The organism is Glutamicibacter uratoxydans, from assembly GCF_006539925.1.
GTDB classification, from domain to species: Bacteria; Actinomycetota; Actinomycetes; order Actinomycetales; family Micrococcaceae; genus Glutamicibacter; species Glutamicibacter uratoxydans.
The window spans coordinates 71,103-97,423 of sequence record NZ_BJNY01000009.1; the positions used below are offsets into that span (position 1 = coordinate 71,103).

General features: G+C 62.3%; 29 protein-coding genes. 12 read left to right on the forward strand and 17 right to left on the reverse strand.

Going from position 1 to position 26,321, the window contains the following annotated elements; translation table 11 throughout:
* Positions 1-259: 259 nt before the first annotated feature.
* A complete protein-coding gene (locus AUR04nite_RS08935) occupies positions 260-667 on the reverse strand; it encodes a molybdenum cofactor biosynthesis protein MoaE (RefSeq protein ID WP_141364114.1) in 408 nt (135 codons plus the stop codon).
* Complete coding sequence (locus tag AUR04nite_RS08940; protein ID WP_141364116.1) at positions 664-1,830, reverse strand: ThiF family adenylyltransferase; 1,167 nt, start codon at positions 1,828-1,830, stop codon at positions 664-666. The genes AUR04nite_RS08935 and AUR04nite_RS08940 overlap by 4 nt, the downstream gene beginning before the upstream one ends.
* Positions 1,831-1,877: 47 nt before the next feature.
* Between AUR04nite_RS08940 and AUR04nite_RS08945 the strand changes: the two genes are divergently transcribed.
* From AUR04nite_RS08945 to AUR04nite_RS08965, 5 genes are all read left to right on the forward strand, one after another.
* On the forward strand, positions 1,878-2,129 hold the full coding sequence (locus AUR04nite_RS08945) for a MoaD/ThiS family protein (protein ID WP_141364118.1): 252 nt from the start codon (positions 1,878-1,880) through the stop codon (positions 2,127-2,129).
* A gap of 4 nt (positions 2,130-2,133) precedes the next feature.
* Entirely contained in the window at positions 2,134-3,375 is a 1,242-nt protein-coding gene (locus AUR04nite_RS08950; RefSeq protein WP_141364120.1) for a molybdopterin molybdotransferase MoeA, read from the forward strand.
* Complete coding sequence (gene moaC, locus AUR04nite_RS08955; RefSeq protein WP_141364122.1) at positions 3,368-3,844, forward strand: cyclic pyranopterin monophosphate synthase MoaC; 477 nt, start codon at positions 3,368-3,370, stop codon at positions 3,842-3,844. The genes AUR04nite_RS08950 and moaC overlap by 8 nt, the downstream gene beginning before the upstream one ends.
* Positions 3,834-4,325, forward strand: coding sequence for a MogA/MoaB family molybdenum cofactor biosynthesis protein (locus AUR04nite_RS08960; protein ID WP_141364124.1), 492 nt, complete (start codon positions 3,834-3,836; stop codon positions 4,323-4,325). Before moaC ends, AUR04nite_RS08960 begins: the two co-directional genes overlap by 11 nt.
* Positions 4,326-4,553: 228 nt before the next feature.
* A complete protein-coding gene (locus AUR04nite_RS08965; RefSeq protein ID WP_141364126.1) occupies positions 4,554-5,153 on the forward strand; it encodes a hypothetical protein in 600 nt (199 codons plus the stop codon).
* A gap of 185 nt (positions 5,154-5,338) precedes the next feature.
* Here AUR04nite_RS08965 and AUR04nite_RS08970 read toward each other — a convergent pair whose 3' ends face one another.
* Genes AUR04nite_RS08970 through AUR04nite_RS08985 form a run of 4 tightly spaced genes read right to left on the reverse strand, consistent with a single transcriptional unit; the run spans position 5,339 to position 10,343 of the window.
* Positions 5,339-6,733, reverse strand: coding sequence for a GntP family permease (locus AUR04nite_RS08970; protein ID WP_141364128.1), 1,395 nt, complete (start codon positions 6,731-6,733; stop codon positions 5,339-5,341).
* A gap of 27 nt (positions 6,734-6,760) precedes the next feature.
* Positions 6,761-7,393, reverse strand: a complete 633-nt coding sequence (locus tag AUR04nite_RS08975; RefSeq protein ID WP_218024667.1) for a bifunctional 4-hydroxy-2-oxoglutarate aldolase/2-dehydro-3-deoxy-phosphogluconate aldolase — start codon at positions 7,391-7,393, stop codon at positions 6,761-6,763.
* Positions 7,390-9,021, reverse strand: coding sequence for an N-acyl-D-amino-acid deacylase family protein (locus tag AUR04nite_RS08980; RefSeq protein WP_141364130.1), 1,632 nt, complete (start codon positions 9,019-9,021; stop codon positions 7,390-7,392). Before AUR04nite_RS08980 ends, AUR04nite_RS08975 begins: the two co-directional genes overlap by 4 nt.
* Positions 9,021-10,343, reverse strand: a complete 1,323-nt coding sequence (locus tag AUR04nite_RS08985; protein WP_141364132.1) for a type III PLP-dependent enzyme domain-containing protein — start codon at positions 10,341-10,343, stop codon at positions 9,021-9,023. The genes AUR04nite_RS08980 and AUR04nite_RS08985 overlap by 1 nt, the downstream gene beginning before the upstream one ends.
* A 163-nt stretch (positions 10,344-10,506) precedes the next feature.
* Here AUR04nite_RS08985 and AUR04nite_RS08990 point away from each other — a divergent pair, with 163 nt between their 5' ends.
* The 3 genes from AUR04nite_RS08990 to AUR04nite_RS09000 are packed head-to-tail and all read left to right on the forward strand — an operon-like array spanning position 10,507 to position 12,676.
* The gene (locus AUR04nite_RS08990) at positions 10,507-11,520 is read left to right on the forward strand and encodes a sugar kinase (RefSeq protein ID WP_141364134.1); all 1,014 of its coding nucleotides are present in this window, start codon (positions 10,507-10,509) and stop codon (positions 11,518-11,520) included.
* Positions 11,517-12,278: an IclR family transcriptional regulator gene (locus tag AUR04nite_RS08995; RefSeq protein WP_141364136.1), complete on the forward strand. Its 762-nt coding sequence runs from the start codon at positions 11,517-11,519 to the stop codon at positions 12,276-12,278. The genes AUR04nite_RS08990 and AUR04nite_RS08995 overlap by 4 nt, the downstream gene beginning before the upstream one ends.
* Complete coding sequence (locus AUR04nite_RS09000; protein WP_141364138.1) at positions 12,275-12,676, forward strand: RidA family protein; 402 nt, start codon at positions 12,275-12,277, stop codon at positions 12,674-12,676. Before AUR04nite_RS08995 ends, AUR04nite_RS09000 begins: the two co-directional genes overlap by 4 nt.
* Before the next feature lie 16 nt (positions 12,677-12,692).
* Here the strand turns inward: AUR04nite_RS09000 and AUR04nite_RS09005 are convergent, their stop codons facing one another.
* The 5 genes from AUR04nite_RS09005 to AUR04nite_RS09025 all read right to left on the reverse strand — a co-directional run bounded on the left by AUR04nite_RS09005 (position 12,693) and on the right by AUR04nite_RS09025 (position 16,465).
* On the reverse strand, positions 12,693-13,061 hold the full coding sequence (locus AUR04nite_RS09005) for an SdpI family protein (RefSeq protein ID WP_141364140.1): 369 nt from the start codon (positions 13,059-13,061) through the stop codon (positions 12,693-12,695).
* Positions 13,062-13,067: 6 nt separating this feature from the next.
* Positions 13,068-13,850: an IclR family transcriptional regulator domain-containing protein gene (locus tag AUR04nite_RS09010; protein WP_141364142.1), complete on the reverse strand. Its 783-nt coding sequence runs from the start codon at positions 13,848-13,850 to the stop codon at positions 13,068-13,070.
* A gap of 64 nt (positions 13,851-13,914) precedes the next feature.
* Positions 13,915-14,568 carry a 3-oxoacid CoA-transferase subunit B gene (locus AUR04nite_RS09015; protein WP_141364144.1) on the reverse strand — a complete coding sequence of 218 codons (654 nt, stop codon included), beginning with the start codon at positions 14,566-14,568 and terminating at the stop codon, positions 13,915-13,917.
* The gene (locus AUR04nite_RS09020) at positions 14,568-15,239 is read right to left on the reverse strand and encodes a 3-oxoacid CoA-transferase subunit A (protein ID WP_141364146.1); all 672 of its coding nucleotides are present in this window, start codon (positions 15,237-15,239) and stop codon (positions 14,568-14,570) included. Before AUR04nite_RS09020 ends, AUR04nite_RS09015 begins: the two co-directional genes overlap by 1 nt.
* Before the next feature lie 14 nt (positions 15,240-15,253).
* Positions 15,254-16,465 carry a thiolase family protein gene (locus tag AUR04nite_RS09025; protein WP_141364148.1) on the reverse strand — a complete coding sequence of 404 codons (1,212 nt, stop codon included), beginning with the start codon at positions 16,463-16,465 and terminating at the stop codon, positions 15,254-15,256.
* Between the two features lie 172 nt (positions 16,466-16,637).
* Between AUR04nite_RS09025 and AUR04nite_RS09030 the strand changes: the two genes are divergently transcribed.
* The gene (locus tag AUR04nite_RS09030) at positions 16,638-17,882 is read left to right on the forward strand and encodes an MFS transporter (protein ID WP_141364150.1); all 1,245 of its coding nucleotides are present in this window, start codon (positions 16,638-16,640) and stop codon (positions 17,880-17,882) included.
* 95 nt (positions 17,883-17,977) lie between these two features.
* The gene (locus AUR04nite_RS09035) at positions 17,978-18,727 is read left to right on the forward strand and encodes an IclR family transcriptional regulator (protein WP_141364152.1); all 750 of its coding nucleotides are present in this window, start codon (positions 17,978-17,980) and stop codon (positions 18,725-18,727) included.
* An 18-nt stretch (positions 18,728-18,745) separates the two neighbouring features.
* On the opposite strand, the gene AUR04nite_RS09040 is transcribed toward AUR04nite_RS09035, so the two are convergent.
* The 5 genes from AUR04nite_RS09040 to AUR04nite_RS09060 are packed head-to-tail and all read right to left on the reverse strand — an operon-like array spanning position 18,746 to position 23,820.
* Positions 18,746-20,263 (reverse strand): acyl-CoA synthetase, encoded by a 1,518-nt coding sequence (locus tag AUR04nite_RS09040; RefSeq protein WP_141364154.1) that lies wholly within the window; start codon positions 20,261-20,263, stop codon positions 18,746-18,748.
* Positions 20,264-20,307: 44 nt separating this feature from the next.
* Positions 20,308-20,763 carry a MaoC family dehydratase gene (locus AUR04nite_RS09045; RefSeq protein WP_141364156.1) on the reverse strand — a complete coding sequence of 152 codons (456 nt, stop codon included), beginning with the start codon at positions 20,761-20,763 and terminating at the stop codon, positions 20,308-20,310.
* Positions 20,764-20,798: 35 nt separating this feature from the next.
* On the reverse strand, positions 20,799-21,986 hold the full coding sequence (locus tag AUR04nite_RS09050; protein ID WP_141364158.1) for an acyl-CoA dehydrogenase family protein: 1,188 nt from the start codon (positions 21,984-21,986) through the stop codon (positions 20,799-20,801).
* Positions 21,983-22,876 carry an amidohydrolase family protein gene (locus AUR04nite_RS09055; RefSeq protein WP_141364160.1) on the reverse strand — a complete coding sequence of 298 codons (894 nt, stop codon included), beginning with the start codon at positions 22,874-22,876 and terminating at the stop codon, positions 21,983-21,985. The genes AUR04nite_RS09050 and AUR04nite_RS09055 overlap by 4 nt, the downstream gene beginning before the upstream one ends.
* 14 nt (positions 22,877-22,890) lie before the next feature.
* The gene (locus AUR04nite_RS09060; RefSeq protein WP_141364162.1) at positions 22,891-23,820 is read right to left on the reverse strand and encodes an SDR family NAD(P)-dependent oxidoreductase; all 930 of its coding nucleotides are present in this window, start codon (positions 23,818-23,820) and stop codon (positions 22,891-22,893) included.
* Between the two features lie 139 nt (positions 23,821-23,959).
* Here AUR04nite_RS09060 and AUR04nite_RS09065 point away from each other — a divergent pair, with 139 nt between their 5' ends.
* Complete coding sequence (locus AUR04nite_RS09065) at positions 23,960-24,424, forward strand: MarR family winged helix-turn-helix transcriptional regulator (protein ID WP_141364164.1); 465 nt, start codon at positions 23,960-23,962, stop codon at positions 24,422-24,424.
* A 10-nt stretch (positions 24,425-24,434) separates the two neighbouring features.
* On the opposite strand, the gene AUR04nite_RS09070 is transcribed toward AUR04nite_RS09065, so the two are convergent.
* Positions 24,435-24,893, reverse strand: a complete 459-nt coding sequence (locus tag AUR04nite_RS09070; RefSeq protein ID WP_141364166.1) for a DUF3237 family protein — start codon at positions 24,891-24,893, stop codon at positions 24,435-24,437.
* A 222-nt stretch (positions 24,894-25,115) separates the two neighbouring features.
* Between AUR04nite_RS09070 and AUR04nite_RS09075 the strand changes: the two genes are divergently transcribed.
* Positions 25,116-26,312 (forward strand): 4-hydroxybenzoate 3-monooxygenase, encoded by a 1,197-nt coding sequence (locus AUR04nite_RS09075; RefSeq protein WP_141364168.1) that lies wholly within the window; start codon positions 25,116-25,118, stop codon positions 26,310-26,312.
* Positions 26,313-26,321: the final 9 nt, after the last annotated feature.

Sequence of the window (26,321 nt, forward strand, 5' to 3'; positions counted from 1 at the left end):
AACGATCGGCCTATGTGCAAATTGTCCTTCTTCAGACAATTTAAATCTTCGCGGTTGAATAGCGACAATGCTCTTTGCGATATTAAAACCAATAAACGGCCTCATTATAAGATAGTGCGACCGGATCATTTCGATTCGATTCAAAGAATTGTCATCTTTTGAGATTGGCCGTGTTCTCGATGATGTGACTATAGCCAACGATCAAAGGGTTTAATCATCACATTCTTTTTGCAGACATGCACGGACAACCCCGACGTTACTAGAGCCCCACCCATTCGGAGCTGCCAGAGGTGAAGTGCTGGCGCTTCCAGATCGGCACCTCGGCTTTGATGCGCTCAACCAGGTTCTCAATCGCGTCGAAAGCTTCCTTGCGGTGCGCCGCAGCGCTGGCGGCTACCAATGCGGCATCGCCGATCGCCAGCGGGCCGACGCGGTGGACGGCCGAAAGCTTAAGCCCGGTGCGGGCTTCTTCCTCCGCAATGATGTTCTCCAGGAACTTCTGCGCCTCGGGATGGTGCGAATAGTCGAGGGCATCCACCGACTGTCCGCCATCGTGATTGCGGATGATCCCGTGGAACATCACTACCGCGCCAGCGGTGTCGCTCTGCACGGCGGCGCGGACCGCCTCCTCATCGATCGGCTGGTCGGTGATCAGTGCGTAGCTCAATTCATTCCTCTTTTCGAGATGGTCAGTTCAGGGGCAAGCGCCGCAACAGCGGGCACTCCCCCGGGCACATAGGTGGTTTTGACGCCGCGGCGGGCCAAGAGCTGTGCGGCGCGGATGGCCCGCGGACCCTTGGCGCAGTAGATCGTCAGGGTTTGCGGCAGCTGCGGCAGGTCTTGGCCTGCATCGATGGCGGCCTCCAGTTGCGGCAGCGGCAGGAAGATGGAGCCCGGGATGCTCAGTTCATCTCGTTCGTCCTGGTTGCGCACGTCCAAAAGCACCGGAGGATCATCCGAGCGCAGGGCGGCCACGAGGTCTTCGGGGACCAGCTGTTCCGGTTCCGGGAGAGAACCGGCGCAGAACAACTCGTAATCGATCAATTCGGTAATCGGCTCGGCACTGGGGTCGCGGGAGAATTCGAGTGTGCGGGTGCTGGCGGCCAGCGCGTCATAGACCAGGACCTTGCCCACCAGCGGGGTGCCGATGCCGGTGATCAGCTTCATCGCCTCGGTGGCAAGCAGCGAGCCAATGGTGCCGCACAACCCCGGAAGCACACCTCCGGCGGCGCAGTCCGGGATGGTGCCCGGAGCCGGGGGCACAGGGAACAGGTCGCGGTAGCCAGGGCCGTGTTCATGCCATGCCACCGATACCTGGCCATGGTGTTGCAAGATGGAGCCCCAGATCAGCGGAATGCCGGTCAGCTGGGCCGCGTCGTTGCTCAGGTAGCGGGTGGGGAAGTTGTCGCTGCCGTCGATCACCAGATCGTACTGGCTGAAGATCTGAAGTGCATTGCTCGAATCCACGCGCAGGGTGTGCTCGATGATGTTCACGCCGGGATCCAGAGCCCGCGCGGCGGCCGCGAGAGACGCGGTCTTTGCCATGCCGATGCGTTCGGTGGTGTGGGTGACCTGGCGGTGCAGGTTGGACAATTCCACCACGTCGTCGTCGATGATGCCGATCGTGCCGACCCCGGAGCCTACAAGGTAGGGAATGCTGGCACTGCCCAGTCCGCCGGCGCCGAGAACCAGCACCCGCGCGGCGGCCAAGCGGCGCTGCGACTCAAGCCCGAATCCGGGCAGCGCAAGCTGGCGCTGGGCCCTGGCCAGCTGCTGGTCGCTGAGCGCCTCCGCCGGCGCAACCAGCGGCTCGAAAACGCGTTCACTCATAGTCTGAATCCTACGCGTCAAGCCTTCGAAGGCGATAGCATGAAGCCATGTCGCAGATTACACTACGCTACTTCGCTGCCGCGGCGGCCGCAGCAGGAACCGAAGAGGAATCCTGGCCGCGCCCCGAAACGCTGGCCCAGCTGCGTACTTCACTGGCCGATGCCTATGGCCCAGACATGGCGGCAGTATTACGCGCCGGAAGCTTCCTGATCAACGGCGTCGTCCGCAAAGACGACGGAGCCCTGGGCAGCGACGACTCGCTGACCGTCGACGTCCTGCCGCCTTTCGCCGGAGGATAAGCACGTGGCCTGCACCCTGGAAAACCACCGCCGCGAGGTCAGCGGCCTGCTGGCGGAGAAGTTCGCGTCGCTGCCTGCACAGGTGCTGCCGGTGGCTTCCGCACAGCTGCTAGGCAGGATCACCGCAGCGGATCTTTCTGCCGCGCTGCCCATTCCCGCGTTCACCAATTCCCAGATGGACGGCTATGCCGCGCGCTCGGCAGACCTGGCCCAGGCCAGCGAACAGCATCCGGTGAGCCTGCCCCTGGGGCTGACCGCCGCCGCTGGCGACCCGCAGATCACCCTTGAACCCGGCACCGTCAGCCCGGTGATGACCGGGGCCATGATTCCGCTCGGCGCCGATACGGTGATTCCGGTGGAGCACAGCGTCGAGGGCGCCTTCGGCACCCTGGTCCGCGCCGGCGAAGGAACACCGTCCGGCAAGGCAACGTTTACCGCGCCAGGACCAGTAGGACGCTTCATCCGCCCTGCAGGCCAAGACCTCGCCGCCGGGGCGTTGGTGGCAGCCGCGGGCACTCGCCTGACCCCGACGATGATCGGTGCGATGGCAGCCAGCGGCATCACCGACGTTCCTGTAGTGTCCCAGCCGCGGGTGCTGGTGTGCACCACGGGCAATGAGCTGGGAGATTCGGAGCGCTCGGGCTTGGGCGCCGGGCAGATACCCGATGCCAATTCCCCCATGCTCGCAGCCGTGCTGCGCGGATATGGGGCGCTGGTAGACACCGAACGCTTCCCCGACGATGTTTCCGCCTTGCATGATGCGCTGCTGAAGACTGCTGCAGATTTTGACCTGATCATCACCGTGGGCGGGATCAGCGCCGGCGCCTACGAAGTAGTCAAGGACACCTTGGCTCCGATGGGCGCAGACTTCCATTCGGTGGCAATGCAGCCCGGAGGCCCCCAGGGCCTCGGCTCCATCGGATCCACCCCGGTGCTCTGCTTCCCCGGAAATCCGGTCAGCTCGTTCCTGTCCCTTGAATTGTTCCTTGCGCCGGTGCTGCGTGCAGTAGCTGGAATGCCGGAGCCCCTGCCCGAGCGTGCAGAACTTGCCCAGAGCGTAGCTTCACCGGCAAACAAGCATCAGGTGCGCCGTGCCATGCTGCAGGACGGAAAAATCCACGTTCTGGATCCCGGTTCGCATATGGTGCATGACTTGGCCCGGGCCGATGCCCTGGTCCACATTCCGGTGGGCACGGAAGAACTTGCCGCCGGATCAATGATCGAATTTTGGAGAATGCATGTCTGAGAAGCTCACCCACCTGCGTGAAGACGGCAGCGCCCACATGGTCGACGTCAGCGACAAGGCGGTGACCAAGCGAGTTGCCACAGCACAGGCGGTATTCAACACCCGTGAAGATGTTGTGCCAATGCTCATGACCGGCAATCTGCCCAAGGGCGAAGCACTGGGCACCGCGCGCATTGCCGGCATCATGGCCGCCAAGCGCACCTGGGAACTGGTTCCGCTGTGCCACCCTCTGCCGATTTCAAAAGTGTCGGTGGACTTCACTGCCCAACAATCCTCGGTCATCGTCACCGCCCAGGTCACGACCAAAGGAGTGACAGGTGTAGAGATGGAAGCCCTGACCGCGGCCAGCGTTGCCGCGCTGACCCTCTACGACATGGTCAAGGCCGTAGACAAGAGCGCTACCGTCACCGATATCCAGGTACTGGCGAAGTCAGGCGGCAAAAGCGGGGATTGGGAACGTGGCCAGTAGGAGCGCCTGCGTCATCGTCGCTTCCACCAGCGCAGCCGCTGGAACGGCACAGGACACCACCGGTCCGCGGATTGCCGCGTGGCTGGCCGAGCGCGGTTTTACCGTGACCGGTCCGGTGGTCGTGGCCGACGGGCAGCCGGTGCGCCGAGCCGTCGAGGCTGCCCTAGCCGCAGGGGCCGACCTCATCTTGAGCACGGGGGGCACAGGAGTCTCCCCCGATGACCAAACCCCGGAAATGATCCAGCCGCTGTTGGAGGTTGAGCTGCCTGGCATCATCGAGGCGATCCGCCGACGCGGCGAGGCAGCGACCGCAATGTCGATCATTACCCGCGGGGTGGCCGGCTTTGCCGGAAACACTTTGCTCGCAACCCTCCCCGGGTCCACCGGCGGAGTCAAGGACGGGCTGGCTGTCCTAGACCCGATCTGGGAGCATCTGCTCAATCAGCGCACCGGGCAGCAGGGACACGGCAAGCGCAGCTAGCTTCTCGGGAGCGGCGACACCCGCCCAATCTCATCCATACAGGCTGAAGCACTTCTTGCCTTCGGCTATTCCTTATTTCGCCATACAAAGAATGGATGACAATCGGGCGAAAGTTTCGCCAGAGCTCCCAACTGAATATATGGTTTCATCAAGTCACAGCCGATTTTCGCATTGAGAATCCCACGATCTTGGCGACCGCGTGTAATTCATTATTCAAGGAGCATCCTGGTGAAGAAAACTATTCTGGCAACCGTTGGGGTCGCCCTTGCCGCCGGGCTTGTTTCCTGCACGAATTCCGGGATCGGAGATAATCCCGCACCGAAGTTGAAGCAAGATCCTCAGTCCCAGCAAGCTTCCGCGTCCTGCGACCAGCCTCGTGCGGCACTCAAGAACAGCGCCACGGAATCTCCGAAGATTCTCAGAGTCGACAGGTTCCAAGACCCCCATAATTTCGACATTATTTTCGCGCAAGAAGCTAATTCTTCGCTGCGGTGGAGCCCGTCCCCCAACTGGGACAATATGAAAGAAGTCATGCGTGCGGTGAACGAAGTTTCACCTCAGAGTCTCGACGAGAGCGAGCATAGAGTCCCTGACTCAAGCACTCTCACGATTGAAAGCGGCAAGCAGTCGATTAATTATCTGAGCTATTTTGCTTCGACCCCGGCGACCTATGAATTCAGCGTCAGCTGTCTGAACGGTCCCGAAACCGAGTACAAGTTCACATACTCGACGTGGGGCCTAGATGAATCGGGACTTCTCGACTGTGACGTGAAATTGGAATTAGACGCTCCCAAAATCGCTGATGAGGTCATCAAAAAATACTGCTGACCAAATTTCTGTTCCACACTTACCGCAGCAGAAACAAGAGCCATCCAGTGCCCCTGTGCAAGATCAAATGTTGCTCCAGGCCGAGCTAGGCGCTCAAGCTAGCTAAGCAGACAGGTGTTCCCGACAGTCAAAAGCGGCGTGGCACCAGTGCCACGCCGCTTTGATATTTTCTGGTCGTTCTTAGGTCAAGAGATGATTGCGAACAACGTTGCAGCCACGCCGAAGCCAACGACCGACAGGACAGTCTCCAGCACAGTCCATGTCTTCAGGGTGTCTTTCACCGACATATTGAAGTACTTGGCGATGATCCAGAATCCGCCGTCATTGACGTGGCTGGCAATGATCGAACCGGAAGAAATTGCGATCACGATCAACGCCAACTGCGGCTGGCTGAAGTTTCCGGCCGCCAGCGTAGGGGCAAGAATTCCTGAGGTGGTCACAATAGCCACGGTGGCCGAGCCCTGGGCAATTCGCATACCGCAGGAAATGACATAGGCAGAAAGGATCAAAGGCAGGCCTGCCTGCGACAGAGAATCAGCCACTGCCTTGCCCACGCCGGTAGCTGCCAAGACTGCACCAAAGAATGCACCGGCGCCAACCACCAGAAGGATCATGCCTACAGGACGCAATGATTCGCTGGTGACAGTCGACAACTCCGCGGTAGTAATTCCGCGGCGTGTGCCCAGCAGCCACATGGCCAGCAATACAGCCAAGGTCAGTGCAATCGCCGGGTTGCCGGTGAAGACCAGCAGATTCTTGAGCCAGCCTTCCGGCAGCCACAAGTTGCCGAATGTCGCGCCGAGAATCAGCAGCATGGGCAGGCCGATGCTGACGAGCACAGTCCCCAAGGCAGGTGCTGGAAGTTCGCTGCCTTCCTTAGTATTGCGGCGGTGTTCACCGGGTACTTCGACCTGGACGCGGGCGCCAATCCAACGGCCCCAAAGAATGCCCGAGGCGAACCATGCAGGAATACCGCACGCGAGGCCCATGACGATAATCCAGCCCAGTGAAACGCCGAAGAATCCGGCGGCGGCTACTGGTCCGGGGTGCGGCGGAAGGAATGCGTGGGTCACTGAAAGACCTGCCAAGAGCGGCAGCGCATACAGCGCCAATGAACGGCCGCCGCGGATGGCGGCGACGTAGACCAGCGGGGCCAAAACGAAGATGCCGATATCGAAGAAGATCGGGATGCCCAGCAGGAAGCCGGTGACGCCCATGGCGATCGGAGTGCCCTTTTCGCCGAAGATCTTGATCAGTTTTTCCAGCAGCACCTGGGCGCCGCCGGAATGTTCGAGGATGGCACCGAGCACCGTGCCGAGGCCGATGATCAGCGTGATGTGCCCGAGAATTCCGGCAAAGCCCTTTTCTATCAGGGCATCGGAGGTTTTCACTGGTGTTCCCACCAAGTCGGTCAGTGAAACACCGCCGACCAACGCGACAAGAACGCCGGAAATGACCAACGCGATAAACGGCTCGATCTTGGACTTGATGATCAATGTCAGCAGCAGAGCAATGCCCACAGCGGCCAGCAAAAGCAGGCCGAGTGTATCGTGTCTGAGCCATTCGAGGAATGTGGCCACGGTGCCACCTCTTTTCTTAGCTGAGGATTATGAGAGTGATGCGGTGAATTTCTTGGCGCGTTCGGTGATTTCGTCCCAGCCGCCTTCAGCGACCAGTGCCGGCGGGACGACGGAGGTGCCGCAGCAGACTGCCAAGGCGCCTGCCTTGAGGAACTCGGCGGCGTTCTGCTCGTTAATGCCCCCCGAAGGCAGCAGCTTGAGCTCCGGGAACGGGCCCAGCAGGTCCTTGAGGTAGCCCGGCCCCACATGGCGTGCTGGGAAGATCTTGACGATCTCGCTGCCGAGGTCCACCGCCTGAGCCACTTCGGTGGGAGTCAACGCGCCGAGGCTGAAGGGGACGCCGCGCTCGCGCGCCACCTTGGCCACTTCCGGACGCAGTCCAGGGGTCACGAGAAACTGGGCGCCGGCATCCAGCGCGGATTCGGCTTGAGCCGCGGTGAGCACGGTGCCGACGCCGACCATCACCCCGTGGTCCTGAGAAGTCTCGACGACCCGGCGGATGTGCTCCAGCACATTGGGGGTGGTGAAGGTCAGTTCCAGGGTGCGAATGCCTCCGCGGCCGAGGGCCGAGGCCAGTTGAGCAGCGTCGGAAATGCTCTCGGCACGCACCACTGCAAGGGTTCGGTCGGCTGCAAGCAGCTGGTTCAGGTTCATGGTCATTGAGCTTGGGTTCCTTCGTTTGTGCGGCGCAGGGCGCGTCCGGCCCGCGCACCGGTGGGTTGGCCGTCGCGCAGCGCCGCGACTCCGTTGACATATACGGCATGGATGCCGAGGGCTGGCTGCTTGGGGTTCTCGAACGTGGCTGCTGCCGCCACAGTGTTCGGATCGAAGAGCACCAGATCTGCTGCATAGCCTTCGCGGATCTCTCCGCGCGCCACCAGCTTCAACCGCTTGGCGGGCCTGCCCGTCAGATGGTGGATTGTTTCCTCTAGGCTCATCACCCCGAGTTCCCGGCTGTAGCGTCCGAGATACTGCGGGAAGGTTCCCCAGGCGCGAGGGTGCGGTTTGGCGCCGTGCAGGAGCCCGTCCGAGCCTCCCGTATGGGCACGGTGCACCATGATGGCCTGCACATTTTCTTCATGCCCCACATGCTGGAGGATGCCGGTGCCCAAGCGGTCGGCGATCAGAATTGAGCAGAACAGCTCAAAGGGGTCTCGGCCTTCCGTGCGTGCAATCTCCTCGATGGTTCGCCCGATGTAGTTCTCCAGTTCTGGATTCTGCACCGATGAAATCTCAAGGGTTTCCCATTCTGCGGTGACGCCGTGGCAGCCGTCCGAACCGGTGACCTCCAGTGCGTAGCGGATCTTCTCGCGCTGTTCGGGGTCGGCCAGGCGGGCCAGGGTCTCATCCACCGAACCGGCCGAGGACCAGCTGGGCAGGACGGCGGAGAGCGTGGTCGAGCCGGGCAGGTAGGGGTAGGTGTCAAGGGTGATGTCCACGCCTTCGGCCAGCGCTTGGTCGATTAGTTCAAGCAGCTCAGGGGCCCTGCCCTTGTTCTCGGCGAAGTTCATGGTGGCATGTGCCAGGTGCAGCGCGCAGCCGGAGCTGCGCGAAAGCTCAATCATTTCTGCATAGGCCTGCAGCGCACCCTTGCCATAGGAGCGGTGGTGCGGGTCGTAGAAGCCGCCGTGTACACCGACTTCGGCGCATAGTTCGCCTAATTCGGCGGTGCTGGCGTACATCCCCGGGGTGTAGGTCAGCCCGCTGGACATGCCCACGGCTCCCTGTTCCATGCCTTCGGCGATGACCTGGCGCATTGCCTGGATCTGTTCGGCGCTGGCCTCATCTTGCCCAAAGCCCATGACCAGAGCGCGGACGGTGCCCTGCGGGATCAGGTAGGCGGCGTTGGTGGCAATGCGCTGGCCGTCCGCGTCGGGCGCGTCGAGCCGGTCGAGGTATTCGCCCACGGTGCGCCAGGAGAAGTCGAAGTCCTGCGGGTTGCCGTTCCAGCCGGCGATCTTTTCCCTGATCTGCGGCAGAATCTCGTCGTTGATCGGAGCGTAGGAGATGCCGTCCTGACCCAGAAGTTCGGTGGTGACGCCCTGGGTGATCTTGGGCAGGTGCGCCGGGGAGGTCAGCAGGTAGAGGTCCGAATGCGCGTGCATGTCGATGAACCCGGGGCTCAGGACCAGGGAGCTGGCGTCGATCTGTTCGCCGTCGGTGCTCAGCGTGCCGGCCGGCGCGATCTTCTGGATCTTCCCGCCACTGACCAGCACGTCGCCGGCGTAGCGCTCTGCCCCGGTGCCGTCGATGATGGTGGCATTGCTGAAAAGGGTTGCGCCGCTCATTAGAAGAACGTCCGAACGACGTTGACCAGGCGGGGGTTGCTCTGGCTGCAGGATTCGACCACCGGGATCATGACCCATTTATCCAGCGCGGTGCACGGGTGCGAGAGCCCCAGGCGGATGACGTCTCCCGGGTTCAGGCTCAGTTCCGGATCGAAGCGCAGGAACGCATGCTGGTCGTTGACGGCGGTGATGCTGGCGCCGGGCAGGTCCTTGAGCTCATCGCCGAGCTGGTGGGCGTAGCCCTGCGGCACCGGCATGCCCTCGTCGAATGGGAGGTCGCGCTTGCCTGCATCCAGCAGCGCCAGTCCGGGTTCCGGCTGGGAGACCACGCGGACCCAGGCGTGCATGCCTGCGCGCAGCGCCTGTTCTGAGTCCGGGTTACTGCGGCCCAACGGAGAAATGACGCGGTAGAAGCCGTCGTCGTGGATGATGTAGGCGCCCGAACGCAGCACTACCTGCACCTGCGGGTCTTCTGCGGTGGCTTCGCTACGCAGCTGGGCGAGCACCGAGGCGACCTCGTCGAAGTAGGCGCTGCCTCCGGCGGTGATGATGACCTCGTCCAGGCCGTAGAGCTTTTCCTCCAGAGCAGCGCGGTGCAGTTCGCCTACGCGGCGCAGGTACTGGCGAACGGTGTCAAGAGCCTGTTCATCGGTGGTGTGCGCCAGTGCGCCCTCGTAGCCGCCGACGCCGGCCAGCGCGAGCTGCGGCGCGGCGGCAACGGCGCGGGCTACTTCAAGGCCTTCGGCATCGGTGCGCGCGCCGGTGCGGCCACCCGGTGCTCCGAGCTCCGCAATCACCGGCAGGGTCACCGACGGGGTGGCGGCGAGGACCTCGGAGAGCAGCTGGACGGTGCGGACCGAGTCGACCCACGAGTAGATTTCGGCGCCCTTGGCGGTTTCGGCCGCGGCGAAGGCGATGGCCTGCGGGTCGGTCAAAGAATTGGCGATCATCACACGCTGCACCCCGAAGGCCCGCGCGGTGCGCAGCTGGTGGGCGTTGGCCAGGGTGATGCCCCAGGCGCCCAGGTCAAGCTGGCGCTTCCACAACTCGGGTGACATGGTTGTCTTTCCGTGCGGCGCCAGCGCTACGCCGTGCTTGCGGCACCAGCTGTCCAGCAGCTGCAGGTTGTGCTCCATGGCCGACTCGTCGAGGGTCAGCACGGGGGTCTGCAGGTTGTTCAGCCGTGGTTCCGAGGCAATGAATTCACGCACGCTGCGGCCGTGGTAGGACGCCGGGATGGCCTGATGCTGCCAGTCCAGGATCTGCCCGGACAGCTGCTCGACGCTGTGCACGTCAATCCGCTCGTTGCTCGTTGAACCCATTACCAAAACCCCTTCGTTGCGTATAACGCAATGATGATTGCAAATGTTGCTTCGTTATGTTTAGCATTGATCCAGCGATTCCGTCAACGCCTCTTCGAGACGTAGCTCACGGGTCGCGCAACGGTTTGTATCCAAGACTCCAACTCACGCAAGGACGTACCCGATGAGCGAGGTAATTTGCCTGGGCGAGACCATGGCCATGGTCACCCCTGCCAATGGTGCTCCCCTGCACCACGCCGAGCAGATGACCCTTGCTATGGGCGGCGCAGAGTCGAATGTTGCCCTTGGATTAGCTGCCATGGGCGTCACCACCTCCTGGGTGTCCCGGGTGGGCGCGGACGACTTTGGAACGCGCATCATCACCGAGTTGAAGGACTCGGGAGTCGATACCTCCCTGGTTGCCATTGACCCTAACCGCCCTACAGGCCTCTACGTCAAGGCCCCTGCGCATGATCAAAGCCCTGCCAAGGTGCTGTACTACCGCGCCGGCTCGGCGGCCAGCGCAATGAACCCCGAATTCATCCACACCGAACCGTTGGCCAGCGCCCTGCAGCAGGCGAAACTGATCCACCTATCCGGAATCACCGCCGCGCTTTCCGACAGCTGCGCCCGGATGATGCTCGAACTGACCACTGCGCCTTACGGCGGCACCGTGTGCTTCGATGTGAACTGGCGCGCTTCACTATGGAAGGACCGCGATCCAGCCCTGCTGCAGCAGCTTGCCAACCGTGCCGATGCCGTCATGGTCGGGATTGACGAGGCCGAGCTTGCCTTCGGAACCAGCGATGAGCAGCAGATCCGCAATCTGCTTCCAGATCCTTCGGTGCTGGTGTTGAAAAACGAATCCACCAGCGCCATTGCGTTGACCGAAGACGGCCGCTTCGAGGTTCCGTCGCTGAACGTCGACGTGGTGGAACCGGTGGGCGCCGGCGACTCATTTGCCGCAGGTTTCCTCTCCGGACTGCTGGAGGGGCTGAGCGTTCCACAAGCGCTGCGCCGCGGCCACCTGGCGGCAGCCTGCACCCTGACTGTCCGCGCTGACCGCGGGGATCTGCCTCCCAAGCACGTGATCGATCAGCTTCTGGATCTGGATGACCACCAGTGGTCGAATGTAGCCGTAGACGCCTCCGGCATTACTGTTCTAGGTGAACAGATCTACAGAAAAGGGGAATCGTGAGCGCAACGCTGAAGCGCGCTCTCGGGTTGCTCGACCTCGTCGCCATTGAACCTAAGAGCCTTGACGAACTTGCAGCAGACAGCCAAGTTCATAAAACCACTATCATGCGCCAACTGCACACACTGGAAGAATGCCGCTTTGTTGTACGCAACGACCAGGGCAAATACCAGCTGGGCTCCAAGCTCTTCGAGCTGTCCTCGCTGGCTTTGGAACAGCGCAATATCGTGCATGTGGCCCGCCCGCACCTCACGGCGCTGAACCGCTCCACTGGGCACACCGTGCACCTTGCGGCCTTCGAAGGCCCCGAGGTCGTCTACATCGACAAGCTTGAATCGCGCCATGCGGTGCGCATGTACTCGCGCATCGGCCTGACCGCCTCGCTGCACGCCACGGCGGTAGCCAAGGTGCTGCTCTGCGACCTGCCGATCGAACGGCAGGAGCACATTGCACAGTCGCTGAACTACCACCGGTACACGCAGAACACCCTGAGCAATGCGGATGACTTCCTCACCTCGCTGGACACCGTGCGCCGCCAGGGCTTCGCCTACGACGACCGCGAACACGAAGAATTCGTGCATTGCGTGGCGGCGCCCATCCGCGACGCTACCGGCCACGTGGTTGCGGCAGTATCCTGTTCCGTACCGGTGGTTCTGCTGAACAAAGAAGAGTTGCTGGCCCTGGTGCCAGACATCAAATCCGCCGCCGAGGCAATCTCCTCTGACCTCGGTTACGTATCCATTGAAAGGAACACCTTATGAGCAAGGAAATCGTACGTACCGACAACGCACCTGCCCCGGCACACACCTTTAGCCAGGGCGTCAAGAAGGGCGGCCTGTTCCAGGTTTCGGGCCAGGGCCCGATGGATCCAGCCACCAACCAGTACATCGGCGAGGGCGACGTGAAGGTTCAGACCCTGCGCACCCTGGAAAACATCAAGGCAATTCTGGAGGCCGGCGGCTCGTCGGTTGAGGATGTCATGATGTTCCGTGTCTACCTGACCAAGCGCGAACACTTCTCGGAAATGAACGACGCCTACGCCGAGTTCATCGAGGCCAACGTCCCCAGCGGCCAGCTTCCAAGCCGCACCACCGTCTTCGTCGACCTGCCGCACGAAGTGATGCTGGTCGAGATCGACGCACTGGCAGTGACCGCCTAAGTCTCGATACTTAGCTTCAAGGCAGCTTTCCACTACGGGAAGCTGCCTTGTTGGCTTTTGACGTCGCAACAAGCATCAAGCTGATGAGCAGCACATAGCCAAGACCGGTTAATCCCATGGCCCACGGCCACAGCCTGAAAATACAGAGCACCGCCACGCCGAGAAGTACCGCCCAGCCTGCCAGGCCCGCGCTCTTCACTGTTGCAGCGGCTGCTTCGTGGCCGGCAAGCCAGGCCTCGTCGCTGGCTTGGGTGTGCTTCGTTTTAATGCCTACCGCGTTATTCCGCGGCAACTTACCGCTAGCCATCGAGGTGGCCAGAAAGCTGCATACTGCGCTCAGAATCAGCAGTCCGCCGGCAAGGCTGAAAACCGAGATCGGATCCATCGGAAACTACTTGCGAGCCGCCAGCGCCTGCTCGACCTGTGCGGCCGCGGCGCGCAATTGGTCCAGAACCTGCTGAGCTGCTTCTAGCGGATCGGCCGGAGAGTTCGGCCCCACGCTCATCGACACGTTCATGGCTGCCACTACCGTGCCGTCGGGTGCATGCACCGGAACCGCTACTGAACGCAGTCCCACCGAAAGCTCCTGGTCGACCAGGGCGAAACCCTGCTGCGCTACCCGGGCCAGTTCCTCGCGAAGCTGCTGCGGATCAGTCATCGTGTTCGGCGCCAGCGGACCGTCAACTACCGCCAAGGAGCGCTGGACCAGTTCCTCATCTTGTCCCGCCAACAGCACGCGGCCCATTGACGTGTGGATGGCGGGGAATCTGGTGCCCACCGAGATGCCCACCCGCATGATCGAGCGGGTGTGCACTCGGGCGACATACATAATGTCGGTGCCTTCCAGCACCGCGGCGGAGGCTGATTCGTTCACCGTCGCAGACAGGCTCTCAAGCACCGGTTCGATCAGCTGAGGCAGGGTGGCGCTGGACAGATAGGCATAGCCCAACTGCAGCACCTTGCTGGTCAACTCGAAGTACTTGCCATCGGAGCGCACGTAGCCGAGCTCCTGCAAGGTGAGCAGGAATCGGCGTGCTGTGGCGCGGGAAAGGCTAGTGCGGGCTGCAACCTCGGAGAGCGTCATTGATGAGTTCTCAGCATCGAAGCTGCTGATCACCTGCAGGCCACGCGCCAGGGACTGAACCGAGGCAGTGCCGCTGCTTTGCTCGCTCATCAAACTTCCTTCACTTCACTGCAATAACAAGAGTCAGCGCCCTGCTAGGGGCGCTGACTCTAATCTACTTGACCTCGGTCAACTCAACGGGCACCTTGGCCGCCAGGTCGGCAAAACTGATGCCATGGGTCGAGCGGACGTAGACCTTTGCATCGCGCAGCTCGAAGACCGCCACTTCCGTGTAGATCCGCGAGACGCAGCCCAGGCCTGTCACCGGGTAGCTCAGGGTTTCAACCAGCTTCGATTCCCCGCCCTTGGTGAACAGGCTCATCATGACCCACGTCTGCTTGGCGCCGATGGCAAGATCCATCGCCCCGCCCACGGCAGGGATGGCGCCCTCCGCTCCGGTATGCCAGTTGGCAAGGTCGCCGGCCGCCGACACTTGGAAGGCGCCCAGCACGCACACGTCAAGGTGCCCGCCGCGCATCATGGCGAAGGAGTCTGCGTGGTGGAAGAAGGAAGCGCCGGGCAGTTCGGTTACCGGAATCTTGCCTGCATTGATCAGATCCTCGTCGACCTGGTCGCCTACTGCCACCGGGCCCATGCCGAGCATGCCGTTTTCGGTGTGCAGGGTGACCCCCTGCTCTGCGGTGAGGAAGTTTGACACATTGGTCGGCTGTCCGATGCCCAGATTGACGAAAGCGCCTGCTGGGATATCCGCCGCCACCAGCTGCGCCATTTCGTCGCGGGTCAGCTTCTGTTCGGTGTATGCGCTCATTACTGTGCACCTCCCAGTGCCACGAGGGTGTTGACGTAGATGCCAGGGGTGATGACATTTTCCGGGTCGATGCTGCCGACGGGAACAATGTCATCAACCTGGACGATTGCCTGCTTTGCCGCGGTGGCCATGATGGGCCCAAAGTTGCGGGCAGTCTTGCGGTACACCAGGTTGCCGTGGGCGTCCGCGCGCAGGGCCTTGATCAGTGCGAAGTCCGCATGGATCGGGCTTTCCAGCACATAGCCCCTGCCGTCGATGATGCGGGTTTCCTTGCCTTCAGCCAGCAGCGTGCCGTAGCCGGTGGGCGTGAAGAACCCGCCGATGCCGGCTCCTGCAGCGCGGATTCGCTCTGCCAGGTTGCCCTGCGGCACCAGTTCGAGCTCAATTTCTCCGGCGCGGTAGGCCTCGTCGAAATGCCAGGAATCCGACTGGCGGGGGAAGGAGCAGATGATCTTTGCGACCCGGCGCTCCTTGATCAGCAGCGCCAGGCCCGCATCAGCCTGGCCGGCGTTGTTGTTCACCACCGTCAGGTCGCTCGCCCCGCCCTCAAGCAGCGCGTCGATCAGCTCCATCGGCTGTCCGGCGTTGCCGAACCCGCCGATCAGAACCGTCGATCCATCGGTGATATTTGCTACGGCCTGCGCGGCCGAGGCGGCAATACGAGGTGCCATGATGAGGGCCTCTCCTACTTGGTCGAGTTGACGTTTTCCAGTACTACGGCGAGCCCCTGGCCCACGCCGATGCAGATCGCGGCGACGCCGAAGCGCTCGCCGGATTCCTGCAGGCGGCGGGCGAGGGTGCCCAGGATGCGCAGGCCCGAAGCGCCCAGCGGGTGGCCGATGGCGATCGCACCGCCCCAGGCGTTGACGATGGATTCGTCGATGTCCCAGGCCCGGATGCAGGCCAGCGACTGGGCGGCGAAGGCCTCGTTCAGCTCCACCGCGGCAATGTCGCTCCACTGCAGCCCTGCCTTGGCCAGCGCCTTGTTGGCGGCGTCCACCGGGGCAAAGCCGAAGAACTGGGGGTCGAGGGCGAAGGCGCCGTTGGAGACAATGCGGGCGATCGGGGCTGCGCCGAGCAGCTCGCCGCCGCGTTCGGAGCCGATGAAGGCCGCCGAGGCGCCGTCGTTCATCGGCGAAGCATTGCCTGCGGTGACCGTCGCGTTCTCTCCGATGCGGAAGACTGTGCGCAGCTTGCCCAGCACCTCTGGGGTGGAATCGGGGCGGATAGTTTCATCCCGGGTCACTTCCACTGCCCGCTTGGAGGCCGGCGGCACCGAAACCACGAGGTTCTCATACTTGCCGGCGTCCCAGGCGGCGGCCGCCTGCTGGTGCGAGCGGGCGGAGAAGGCATCCTGGTCTTCCCGGCTGATCTCGTAGCGTTCGCGCAGCTGTTCGGTGGCCTCGCCCAGGGAGACCGTCCATTCGCCCGGCATGGCCGGGTTGACCAGGCGCCAGCCCAGGGTGGTGTTGGCAAGTTCCAGGTTGCTCATCGGGAAGGCGCGCTCGGTCTTGGGCAGCACCCATGGAGCGCGGCTCATCGATTCGACGCCGCCGACCAGCACCAGGTCCGAATCCCCCACTGCCACCTGGCGCGAAGCCGCGATGGCGGCGTCCAGGGAGGAGCCGCAGAGGCGGTTCATGGTGGTGCCGGGCAGCGAGGTCGGCAGGCCTGCCAACAGGGTGGCCATGCGGGCGACGTTGCGGTTTTCCTCGCCTGCGCCGTTGGCGTTGCCGAAGATCGATTCATCAATCGAGTTCACGTCCAGCGCATCGTGGCGGGCCACCAGTTCGCGGACCACATGTGCGGCCAGGTCGTCGGGACGGTGCCCCGACAGCGAGCCGCCGATCTTTCCGAAAGGTGTGCGGATTGCGTCGTAGAGAAAAGCCTGCTGCATGTTTCACTGCTCCATCACTGCTAAAAGTTCACACTGTGAACTTAAGTTCATAAAATGAACAATACAGCCGAAGCCTGCTCCGTTCAAGACCTCCACGTCAATCAGCAAAAGATTTGTTCGCATCTTGAACAGTTGTTCATTAAGTGAATCTCGAGATAGTATCTCACATCACATGACTTGCATCACCGCAGAAGCGGCGGCCTCAGCGAAGGGACCAACGGCATTGAGCACAGCAGCCAGTGAATCAACAAAGTTCAAGATCGGAGGGTGGATCGCCACCCTGTGCTTCTTGATCGTCGTCTTCGAGGGCTATGACATCGTCGCCCTCGGCGCAACCATTCCGGTACTCACCGCGCCGGACGTCGGCGGCTTCTCGGTCGCCGAAATGAACTGGGTCAACACGTTTTCGCTGATCGGCGTCGGCGTGGGCGCAGCGGTCATGGGCCGGCTGGCAGACCGCTATGGACGCCGCCGACCGCTGCTGCTCGCAGTCCTGGTCTTCTCGATCTTCACCCTTGCCTTCCCACTGATGCCCAATGCCTTCCTGATGAGCCTGGTGCGCTTCATTGCCGGACTTGGCCTAGGCGGCTGCATGCCCGTAGCGCTGGCGCTGATGCAGGAGAACGCCCCTGTTGGCCGCCGCGCACTTGCCAACAACCTGCCGATGGTCGGCTACCACCTCGGCGCGGTGCTCGCTTCGCTGGCCGGCAAGGCCGCCGGCATCCACTGGTGGTCGCTGTACTACCTCGGCGGCGGCATGGGCTTGGCGCTGCTGGTGGTCCTGTGGTTCAAGCTGCCCGACAGCGAAGTCACCCCGGCGGCGGAGCGCAGCTCCATCGCCGACGTCCTCAAGTCGAAGTACCTGCGCAGCTCCATCGGCCTGTGGATCGCTGCCTTCATGGGGCTGGTGCTGGTCTACGGCCTGAATGCCTGGCTGCCAAAGATCATGAGCGCCGCCGGATACCCTGTGGCCGACTCCTTGACCATGCTGTTCGTCCTGAACCTGGGCGCCATTGCAGGCCTGTTCATCAGCGCCTACGCCGCGGATTCCAAGGGCATCAAGCTGGTGTCGATCCTCTGGTTCGCAGCCTCGGCGGCCTTCCTGCTGCTGCTTGCGGTTCCCTTCGGAAGCCAGGTGCTGCTCACCGCGGTCCTGTTCGTCACCGGCGTCTTCGTCTTCAGCGCTCAGTGCCTCATGTACGTCTACGCGGGCCACGTCTACCCCCGCGACATGGTGGCCACCGGCATTGGACTGGCCTCCGGCGTTGGACGCTTCGGCGCGATCATCGGCCCGTACCTGACCGGCCTGATGGTTGCCGCCGGCACCGCGTACCCGGGAGCCTTCTTCTTCTATGCGGGCGCCGCCCTGATCGCCGTTGTGGTCATCGCCCAGATTCCGAAGCCGAAAGCCGCCTAGCCGTTCTTGGTTTGCTGCTCCTCCGCCCTGCACCTGCCGGTGCAGGGCGGAGGACATTTAAGCTTCGCATCGCACCGTGGAATAGAGTTTGATTCATGGCTAATTCGCCCAGTGGGGACTCGATGCTGGATCGCCTGGTGCGGATCCTCGACTCCTTCGATGCGCAGACCCCGTCGCTCAGCGTCAGTTCCCTCGCCCGGCGGGCCCAGATTCCCAAGGCGAGCATGTATAGGCTGCTCGACGATCTGGAAGGCCACGGGCTGCTGGCCAAAGACAAGAACGGCCAAGTATCGCTCGGCCTGCGCCTCTGGGAACTGGCCAACCGCAGCGCCGCCACCGTGGGCCTGCGCAAAGTAGCGCTGCCGTTCATGGAAGACATCAACCAGCTGCTGGGACAGAATACCCAGCTGTCCATGCTGCATGAGGATGAAGTCCTGATCATCGAGCGGCTTTCGCGCCCCGGCGCGGTGGTAAACCAGGCCAGTGTTGCCGGGCGCATGCCGGTGCACCGCACCTCCATGGGCATGGCGCTGCTGGCTTTCTCCCGCCCAGAGGTCATCCATGGGTTCTTGGAACGGCATCGCGATCTGATGAATGCGACGCATCCGCATTTCAGGGCTGAAATGGCTGAGATCCGGCGCAACGGCTTCGCCTCGATGGACGGCTATATCGATGTGGAATCGACCGGCGCAGCCGCGCCGATCCTTGACGACTCCGGCTACCAGCTGGCGGTGCTGTCGGTGGTTGTTCCCAGGGATTCAGGACTATTGCAGCCAGCCGCGATGGCATTACGCACCGCCTCGCGCGGCATCTCACGCGCATTGGGGTACTACCGCGAACGGTAGCACCCCAATGACATGCAGTTATCCGTACTGCTTGCGCAGGTCGGGCTTCCTGATTTTGCCGCTGGCAGTACGCGGGAACTCATCAACGAGGACCAGCGAACGCGGGATCTTATAGCGGGCGATCTTGCCGTCGAGGAATTCCATCAGCTGCTCTGCACTGAGCGTTGTCCCCTCTTTGAGGATCACGACAGCACGCGGCACTTCTCCCCACTTCTCATCCGGGATGCCGATCACGGCGACGGAGTCGACATTGGGAAGCTCCATGATCTTCTGTTCAACTTCGGCGGGGTAGATGTTTTCTCCGCCGGAGATGATCATGTCCTTGAGGCGGTCGGAGATGAACAAGAAGCCCTGCTCATCCACGAATCCCATATCCCCCGACCGAAGCCAGATCTCATCGAAGTAGGAGGAGGCTGTGGCCTCGGGCCGATGCCAGTATTCCTTGATCACGTTCGGTCCGCTGATCAAGATTTCCCCCACGCTTCCTACCGGCAGGTCTGCGCCTCGTTCATCGACAATGCGGATGTCAGTGAAGAAGTGTGGCAGCCCCGCAGAGCCCATCTTTTCCCGGCTCTGGTCCGCGAGCAGCACAGTTGCTCCGGGTGCTGTTTCTGTCATGCCGTAGCCGCCGCTGAAGCCCAGCCCGCGAGCTTCATAGGCTTCAAGCACCCGGCTGGGCACCGCCGAGCCGCCGCAGGTCAGCATCTGCAGCGAGCTGAGGTCGGTACCCTCCCACAGCTCATGCTCCGACAAAAGCTGGAAGGTCGTCGGGACGCCGGACAATGATGTGACGCCGTATTCTTCCACTGCGCGTAGCACTGCCGAAGGCTCGAACTTCTCCTGCAGGATCAGGGTTCCGCCCTTGAGCAGCATGGGCAGCGCCCCCATTCCCAGCGCCGAGGCGTGGAATAGCGGAGAGATCATCAAGCCGACTGACTTGCCGGTGATGTCGTAGTCGACAATAACGTTGTAGGAATTCCAGGTCATGTTCCCATGGGTCAAAACCGCGCCCTTGGGCTTTCCGGTAGTCCCCGAGGTGTAGAGGATGATCGCTGGATCATCCATCTCCACGGCTTCATCGCAATGCTCGGCGCTTGCCGCGGACAGGGTCCGCTCATAGCTTGAATCCGCTCCGCTGAGAGATGCAACCACCAGCAGCTCGCGCACCGGGGACTCCTGCAATGCCATGCGTGCGGGCTTCTCCAAATCTTCCACTGCAATGAGAAGCTCGGTGCCGGAATCGACCAAGGCGAAGTTCAGTTCCTGCGGAGCCAACCGGATGTTCAACGGGACGAAGATCGCACCCACCTGGCCGCAGGCAAAGAGGGTTTCCAGGAACGCAATGTGGTTGGCTCCAAGAAAAGCCACCCTCTGGCCCTTGCCGATCTTCTTCTCGCGAAGAACATTTGCCAGCCGGTCGATCCTTTCGGCCAGCTGCGCATAGGTCAGTGATGCCGATGAGTGGATGACGGCGCAGTGCTCGGCAGACTTGATGCGGCGGCGGTAAACCCAATCGCCGATTCCCTTATTGAGCATGGATTGTTCCTTAGCTTAGAAACTGAATTCTGGATCCAACGCGTTTAGGCGTAGAAGCGGTACAGGCCGCGGGAAACGACGGCAGGCTTCGGAGCGTTCTCCACCTCGATGACCTGGTCGGCGGCAATCTGGTAGCCGCCTGGCACCTCGGTGACCTCCGCGATGACCGCGCTCATGCGGATGCGGGAGCCTACCGGAACAGGAGCCGGGAAGCGGACCTTCTCCAGGCCGTAGTTGACCTTGGTGCGCACGCCTTCCACTTCGAAGAGCTCGGTCCAGAAGGCGATCTGCAGGCTTAAGGTCAGGTAGCCGTGGGCAATCGGCCCGCCGAAGGGGCCTTCCTTGGCCTTTTCAGGATCGGTGTGGATCCACTGGTGGTCGTCGGTGGCGTCCGCGAAGGTGTTGACCTGCTCCTGGGTGACGACCCGGTAGTCGCTGAAGCCCAGATCGGTGCCGGCGGCGGTAGCGAGGTCTGCGTAGTTGATGACGGTCTGTCCCATGGTGTGTTCCTTGAGTTAGTAGTGAATGAAAGTGTTTATTTGAAGGCGCTGATGCCGGTGGCAGCCCTGGCAACGATCAGGGCGTTGATTTCGTGGGTGCCCTCGTAGGAGTAGATGGCTTCGGCGTCCGCGTGGAAGCGGGCAACATCGTTCTCCAGAACAATGCCGTTGCCGCCGCAGACCTCGCGGGCCAGGGCGGCAGTTTCGCGCAGCATCCGTGCGGTGAACATCTTTGCCAGTGCCGAATTCTCGTCCTTGTAGATGCCCGACTCCTGCTGCTGGGTCAGTCGGGTCACCAGCGCCAATGATGCGGTGACATTGCCCAGCATGCGGGCCAGCTTCTCCTGGACCAGCTGGAAGCCGGCCAAGGGCTTGCCGAACTGGGTCCGCTGTGTGGTGTAGCGCAGCGCCGCTTCATAGGCACCAGCCATGGCGCCGGCGGCAATCCAGGCGACATCCGAACGCATAGTGCGCAGGCAGGCCGCCACATCTGCAAAGGAGTTGATCCGCTGCAGCCGGGCAGACTCGGGAACCCAGACATCCACGAGCTCAATGTCAGCGTTCTGCATGATCCGCAGGCTTGTTTTCCCGGTGATCTTGGTGATTTTCACACCCTGCGCGTCGGTGGGAACCAGGAAGCACTTGACCTGCTGGTCGGCCTGGTCCCGGGCAAAGAGCGCCAGCACATCAGCCTGCGATGCACCGCCGATCCAGCGCTTGGCCCCGTTGATCCTCCAGCCGGAAACTCCGCCTACTGATTCAGCCACAGCAGAAGCGGCAAGTCCGCCAGCGATATCCGAGCCGTGCTCGGGTTCGGTCAGCGCAAAGACTCCCTTGAGGCTGAAATCCGCGATCTTCGGATCCAGTTCACGGTGCTGTTCTTCGCTGCCGCCGAGCTTAACCACCGTCCGAAACAGCCCGGATTGGGCGTTGTAGAAGGTGGCCACCGAGGCGTCGAGCCGGGCGAGTTCGAAGTTCCGCAGTCCCTCGTAGAGACCTGTTGGCTTGATGCCTGCCTCTTTGAGCTCCGGCGGATCCATCAGCCGGGCTTCAATGAGCGGCGCGAGGATCTGTTCCGGGAATTCCCCGGCTTCCCAGGCGCCGTTCACATGAGGCTTGACTTGTGTCTGCAGCAGCTCGCGCAGCCCGCCGAGCACCTGCTGCTCGGACGGGGTGAGCAGGTTGAACGTTCCGTAGAGGTCGCTGGGCACTGGATGGCTCATGACCCGCGAACGCCCAGCACCCGCAGCGCATTGTCCTTCAGGATCTTGGGCCGCACCTCGTCCTTCAGTTCGAGCTGCTCGAAGGCGCCCAGCCACTTCTCTGGGGTGATCAGCGGAAAATCGGTGCCGAAGAGCAGCTTTGAGGACAGCACGTTGTTGCCCAGCTTCACCAGCGAGGCAGGGAAGTACTTGGGGCTCCACCCGGACAGGTCGATGAAGACGTTCGCCTTGTGGGTGGCGATCGAGTTCGCCTCTTCCTGCCAGGGCACCGAGGGGTGCGCCATGATGATTTTCAGCTGCGGGAAGTCCGCGGCCACGTCATCAAGCAGCAACGGGTTGGAGTAGCGCAGCTTGATGCCGCGCCCGCCGGGAAGCCCGGCTCCCATGCCGTTTTGCCCGGTGTGGAAGATACAGGGAAGCCACAACTCTTCCAGCGCCTTCCACAGCGGGTAGTACTGTTCATCGCTGGGGTCGAAGCCCTGCAGCGATGGATGGAATTTAAAGCCGCGCACCCCGAGCTCGGTGGCCTGGTAGACCGCATCATCGATGGCGGCCTGGCCGCGGCGCGGGTCTACCGAGCCGAAGGGAATGAGCACGTCGTTGTTCCGGGCGCAGCCGGCCACCAGGTCTTCGATGGAGTTCGGCTCGTGGTCCAGCGCGGTGCGCGCGTCCACGGTGAAGACCACCGCAGCCATGTTCCGCTCGCGGTACACCTGTGCGATGCGGTCGATGGACGGGGTGCGCTCCTGGGACTTGAAGTACGCCGCGGAAGCGTCGAACAGGTCCTGGGGCATGGCCTTGTGGCCGCATTCGTCCACTTCTAAGTGCACGTGCATGTCAATGGCCGCCACGGCGTCGAAGTCTACGCCCAGTTCATAACGGGTACTCATGGTGATTCCTTGGCCTAGCGGGCGATCTGGGCTTCGAGCTCGGCAGGCATCGGCGGGAACTTCTCTCCCACGCTCTGCTGGCTTGCGCCGAAGCGGTCTGCGAACTCCGCCTGCAGGGTGGCGAAATCCCAGCCGCCCTCATGGAATTCGGTGACCGCGGCTTCCGGGTGGGTCCAGATCTGCAGGCGGTCGCCACCCACGCCAATGGCCTGGCCGTTGACGGTGCCCGCCTCGTCGGTGGCCAGGTAGGCGATGATGCCTGCCACGTCATCCGCGGTGCCGAAGCCCAGGTCCTTGCGGTAGTAGTCGGGCATGGTCTCGCCCTTTTCCTCCGCGGCGACTGCTGGGCCGAAGAATGGCACGGTTTTGGTCATTTCGGTGGCGGCTACCGGGATGACGGCGTTGACGGTGACGCCTGCGCGCTTCATCTCCAGAGCCCAGGTGCGCACCATGCCCACGATGCCTGCCTTGGCGGCGGCGTAGTTGGTCTGGCCGAAGTTGCCGCGCTGGCCGGTGGGCGAGCCGATGGTGATGATGCGGCCTGCAACGCCGTTGTCCTTGAAGTAGGCGTAGGCTTCGCGCACGCAGGTGAAGGTGCCGCGCAGGTGGACGTTGATGACCAGGTCGAAGTCTTCGTCGGTCATCTTCAGCAGCGACTTGTCGCGCAGGATGCCGGCGTTGGTGACGAGGATGTCCAGGCGGCCGAAGTTTTCAATGGCGGCCGCAACCAGCGCCTTGGCGGTTTCGGTGCTTCCCACTGCCGCGGCGACGCCTGCCGCCTTGCCGCCCCGGGCGGTGATGCTGGCAACTGCCTCGTCCACGATGTTCTGGTCGATGTCATTGATGATTACGGCTGCGCCCCGCTTGGCCAGCTCCTGGGCGTAGCTCAGGCCGAGGCCGCGGCCGCTGCCGGTGACAATTGCAACTTTTGATGACAGTGACATGTGGGACTCCTTGAGCGTTTCTTGGCGTTCCCCGTTGATCGAGAATCTTGATCGTGGGAACCTTACCTATATACATAAAAACTTTAATACTTGAAAAAGTCAACGATTAAATTTCTTATCGATAGCGAAGGCTTCAATAATGGACCCCAAAAACTCAGCCTCAGACTCGGTGCAGCGCCTCGCCCAGGGTGAACTTGCCGGCGAGATAGACTTCCTCACCGCCCGCATCCGGTCCCAGGGAAGCTCCCGCGCCAACAGCCTGCTGGCGCCATTGGATCTCAAGGTGCGCTCCTACTCGGTACTCTCGCTGGCCTGCAGCGATCTTGCTCCTACCCAGCGCGAGGTGGCCGAGTTCCTTTCGCTGGACCCAAGCCAGATCGTCCCATTGGTAGACCAGCTTGAATCCCGCGGACTGGTTGAGCGCGTCACCGCACCACACGACCGCCGCACCAAGGTCATCGCCGGGACCAAAGAAGGCAAAAAGCTCTACCTCCAGGCGCGCAAGGCCACCGCCGAAGGCGAAGAAGCCTCGCTGGAAGCTTTGAGCTCCGAAGAACGCACCACGCTGCGCGAGCTGCTCACCCGCATCGCTTTTGGCGCGTAATTCTCCGGACTCAGCGCGGCAAGAGCACCTCGTACACGTCAACGCAGATCAGCCCGTCGAATTCTTGGGCGCGGCCCACGAAAACCGAGCGGTTCAGCCAGTCGTATTCCGCGGCAACCGTGCGGAAGACCGGAGTGGTTGCGAAGTACTCCCGCCCATCAGGGCGCGACTCATCAAAAACCCCAACGTTGTGCACATCGATGTAGCCGCCACCGTCAAGTGCGATGCCGTAGCGGGCTTCCACGCGCCAGGTTCCGTCTCCGCGGTCCACGCACCAGTCGCCGCCCACAGAAAGTTTTCCCTGCACGGCACCGGAAACACTGCCTCCGGTGATCGGGATAAAGTCCAGGGCCCCAGGAGCACGCCGGTCAATCGAAATTCCCGGCGCAACCTGCGCTTCGATGCGGAACCTGAACTCCAGCACGGGCGAAGCTGAAGCGTTGTTGTCAACATCGTTGATTTCACTCATGCAGACATCATAGGCCAGCGCCAGCGCGCGTCAACAGGAGGCAGCAGCAACCCTCAAAACTTCGGACGCATGAATATTCTCATTGAATGAGACTGGGACTGATTTGTGAGCCGCGCCACCGGCATGCTGTAGGAGATCAATAAGACCTCGTCCATGTTGACTGCCCGGCGCCTAGCCCGGCGATCTCCCACAACACATGGCGGCAAGCATTCAAGGAGTCCCATGGCGCAGGCACCTCGCATTCTCAAAACCAAGGTAGGCATCATCGGCGGCGGACCGGCCGGCCTGATGCTCTCCCACCTGCTCTCCAAGGTAGGAATCGAAAACATCGTGGTGGAGAAGAACGACCACGAAACCATCCGCAACACCCACCGCGCAGGAATCCTCGAAGCCCAGGCGGTCACAATGCTCACCGAATCAGGCGTCGACGGCCGGGTGCTGACCCACGGCGACGAGCACGCAGGCATCGACCTGCGCTTCAACGGCGAATCCCACCCGCTGGATTTCCGCGAGCTGGTGGACGCCACCGTCACCCTCTACGCACAGAACGAGGTATTCGTCGACCTGGCCGCGGCCCGCTCCCGCGACGGCGGCGATGTGCGCTTCAATTGCGAAGTCAACGAAATCCTGGACGTCGAAACCAGCACCCCGAAGTTCCGCTTCACCAACGCCGAAGGCGAACTCTTTGAAGTGCAGGCAGATGTGATCGTCGGCGCCGACGGCTCGCGCTCCTTCGCCCGCCGCCAGATGCCGGATGCCGTCAAGCAGGACTTCAAGGTCACCTACCCCTTCGCCTGGTTCGGCATCCTCACCGAAGCGCCCAAGTCAGCCCCCGAGCTGATCTACGCGAACTCACCGCACGGCTTCGCGCTGATCTCCCAGCGCAGCGAGACCGTGCAGCGCATGTACTTCCAGTGCGACCCGAACGAGAATGTGGATAACTGGAGCGAAGACCGCATCTGGAGCGAGCTGCAGAAGCGCGTAGACGGCCCCGATGGATTTGAGCTGAAGACCGGCCCGATCTTCGACAAGACGGTGCTCGGCTTCCGCTCCTTCGTGCGCCAGCCGCTGTCCCATGGGCGGATGTTCCTGATCGGCGACGCCGGCCATACCGTCCCGCCCACCGGCGCCAAGGGCCTGAACCTCGCCTTCGCCGAAGTCAAGGTGCTCTTCGAGGCACTCGATTCCTACTTCTCCACCGGCAGCGACAAGCTGCTCGGCGGCTATTCGGATCTGGCGCTCAAGCGGGTCTGGAAGGCGCAGAACTTCTTCTACTGGATGACCTCCATGCTGCACACCCCGGTGAACGCCGATCCGTTCATGGCCCAGCGCGCACTCGGAGAGCTGGATACCGTCACCTCATCGAGGTACGGCCAGCAGTACCTGGCCGAGTCCTACACCGGCTGGCCCCACGCCTAACAACTTGTG

Bases quoted from the DNA above. Each gene is read 5' to 3' on its own strand.
- AUR04nite_RS08940 (WP_141364116.1), bottom strand. From the start codon at position 1,830: ATGAGTGAACGCGTTTTCGAGCCGCTGGTTGCGCCGGCGGAGGCGCTC.
- AUR04nite_RS08945 (WP_141364118.1), top strand. From the start codon at position 1,878: ATGTCGCAGATTACACTACGCTACTTCGCTGCCGCGGCGGCCGCAGCA.
- moaC (WP_141364122.1), top strand. From the start codon at position 3,368: ATGTCTGAGAAGCTCACCCACCTGCGTGAAGACGGCAGCGCCCACATG.
- AUR04nite_RS08975 (WP_218024667.1), bottom strand. From the start codon at position 7,393: ATGACCATGAACCTGAACCAGCTGCTTGCAGCCGACCGAACCCTTGCA.
- AUR04nite_RS08980 (WP_141364130.1), bottom strand. From the start codon at position 9,021: ATGAGCGGCGCAACCCTTTTCAGCAATGCCACCATCATCGACGGCACC.
- AUR04nite_RS08985 (WP_141364132.1), bottom strand. From the start codon at position 10,343: ATGGGTTCAACGAGCAACGAGCGGATTGACGTGCACAGCGTCGAGCAG.
- AUR04nite_RS08990 (WP_141364134.1), top strand. From the start codon at position 10,507: ATGAGCGAGGTAATTTGCCTGGGCGAGACCATGGCCATGGTCACCCCT.
- AUR04nite_RS09000 (WP_141364138.1), top strand. From the start codon at position 12,275: ATGAGCAAGGAAATCGTACGTACCGACAACGCACCTGCCCCGGCACAC.
- AUR04nite_RS09005 (WP_141364140.1), bottom strand. From the start codon at position 13,061: ATGGATCCGATCTCGGTTTTCAGCCTTGCCGGCGGACTGCTGATTCTG.
- AUR04nite_RS09010 (WP_141364142.1), bottom strand. From the start codon at position 13,850: ATGAGCGAGCAAAGCAGCGGCACTGCCTCGGTTCAGTCCCTGGCGCGT.
- AUR04nite_RS09015 (WP_141364144.1), bottom strand. From the start codon at position 14,568: ATGAGCGCATACACCGAACAGAAGCTGACCCGCGACGAAATGGCGCAG.
- AUR04nite_RS09020 (WP_141364146.1), bottom strand. From the start codon at position 15,239: ATGGCACCTCGTATTGCCGCCTCGGCCGCGCAGGCCGTAGCAAATATC.
- AUR04nite_RS09025 (WP_141364148.1), bottom strand. From the start codon at position 16,465: ATGCAGCAGGCTTTTCTCTACGACGCAATCCGCACACCTTTCGGAAAG.
- AUR04nite_RS09030 (WP_141364150.1), top strand. From the start codon at position 16,638: ATGACTTGCATCACCGCAGAAGCGGCGGCCTCAGCGAAGGGACCAACG.
- AUR04nite_RS09035 (WP_141364152.1), top strand. From the start codon at position 17,978: ATGGCTAATTCGCCCAGTGGGGACTCGATGCTGGATCGCCTGGTGCGG.
- AUR04nite_RS09040 (WP_141364154.1), bottom strand. From the start codon at position 20,263: ATGCTCAATAAGGGAATCGGCGATTGGGTTTACCGCCGCCGCATCAAG.
- AUR04nite_RS09045 (WP_141364156.1), bottom strand. From the start codon at position 20,763: ATGGGACAGACCGTCATCAACTACGCAGACCTCGCTACCGCCGCCGGC.
- AUR04nite_RS09050 (WP_141364158.1), bottom strand. From the start codon at position 21,986: ATGAGCCATCCAGTGCCCAGCGACCTCTACGGAACGTTCAACCTGCTC.
- AUR04nite_RS09055 (WP_141364160.1), bottom strand. From the start codon at position 22,876: ATGAGTACCCGTTATGAACTGGGCGTAGACTTCGACGCCGTGGCGGCC.
- AUR04nite_RS09060 (WP_141364162.1), bottom strand. From the start codon at position 23,820: ATGTCACTGTCATCAAAAGTTGCAATTGTCACCGGCAGCGGCCGCGGC.
- AUR04nite_RS09065 (WP_141364164.1), top strand. From the start codon at position 23,960: ATGGACCCCAAAAACTCAGCCTCAGACTCGGTGCAGCGCCTCGCCCAG.
- AUR04nite_RS09070 (WP_141364166.1), bottom strand. From the start codon at position 24,893: ATGAGTGAAATCAACGATGTTGACAACAACGCTTCAGCTTCGCCCGTG.
- AUR04nite_RS09075 (WP_141364168.1), top strand. From the start codon at position 25,116: ATGGCGCAGGCACCTCGCATTCTCAAAACCAAGGTAGGCATCATCGGC.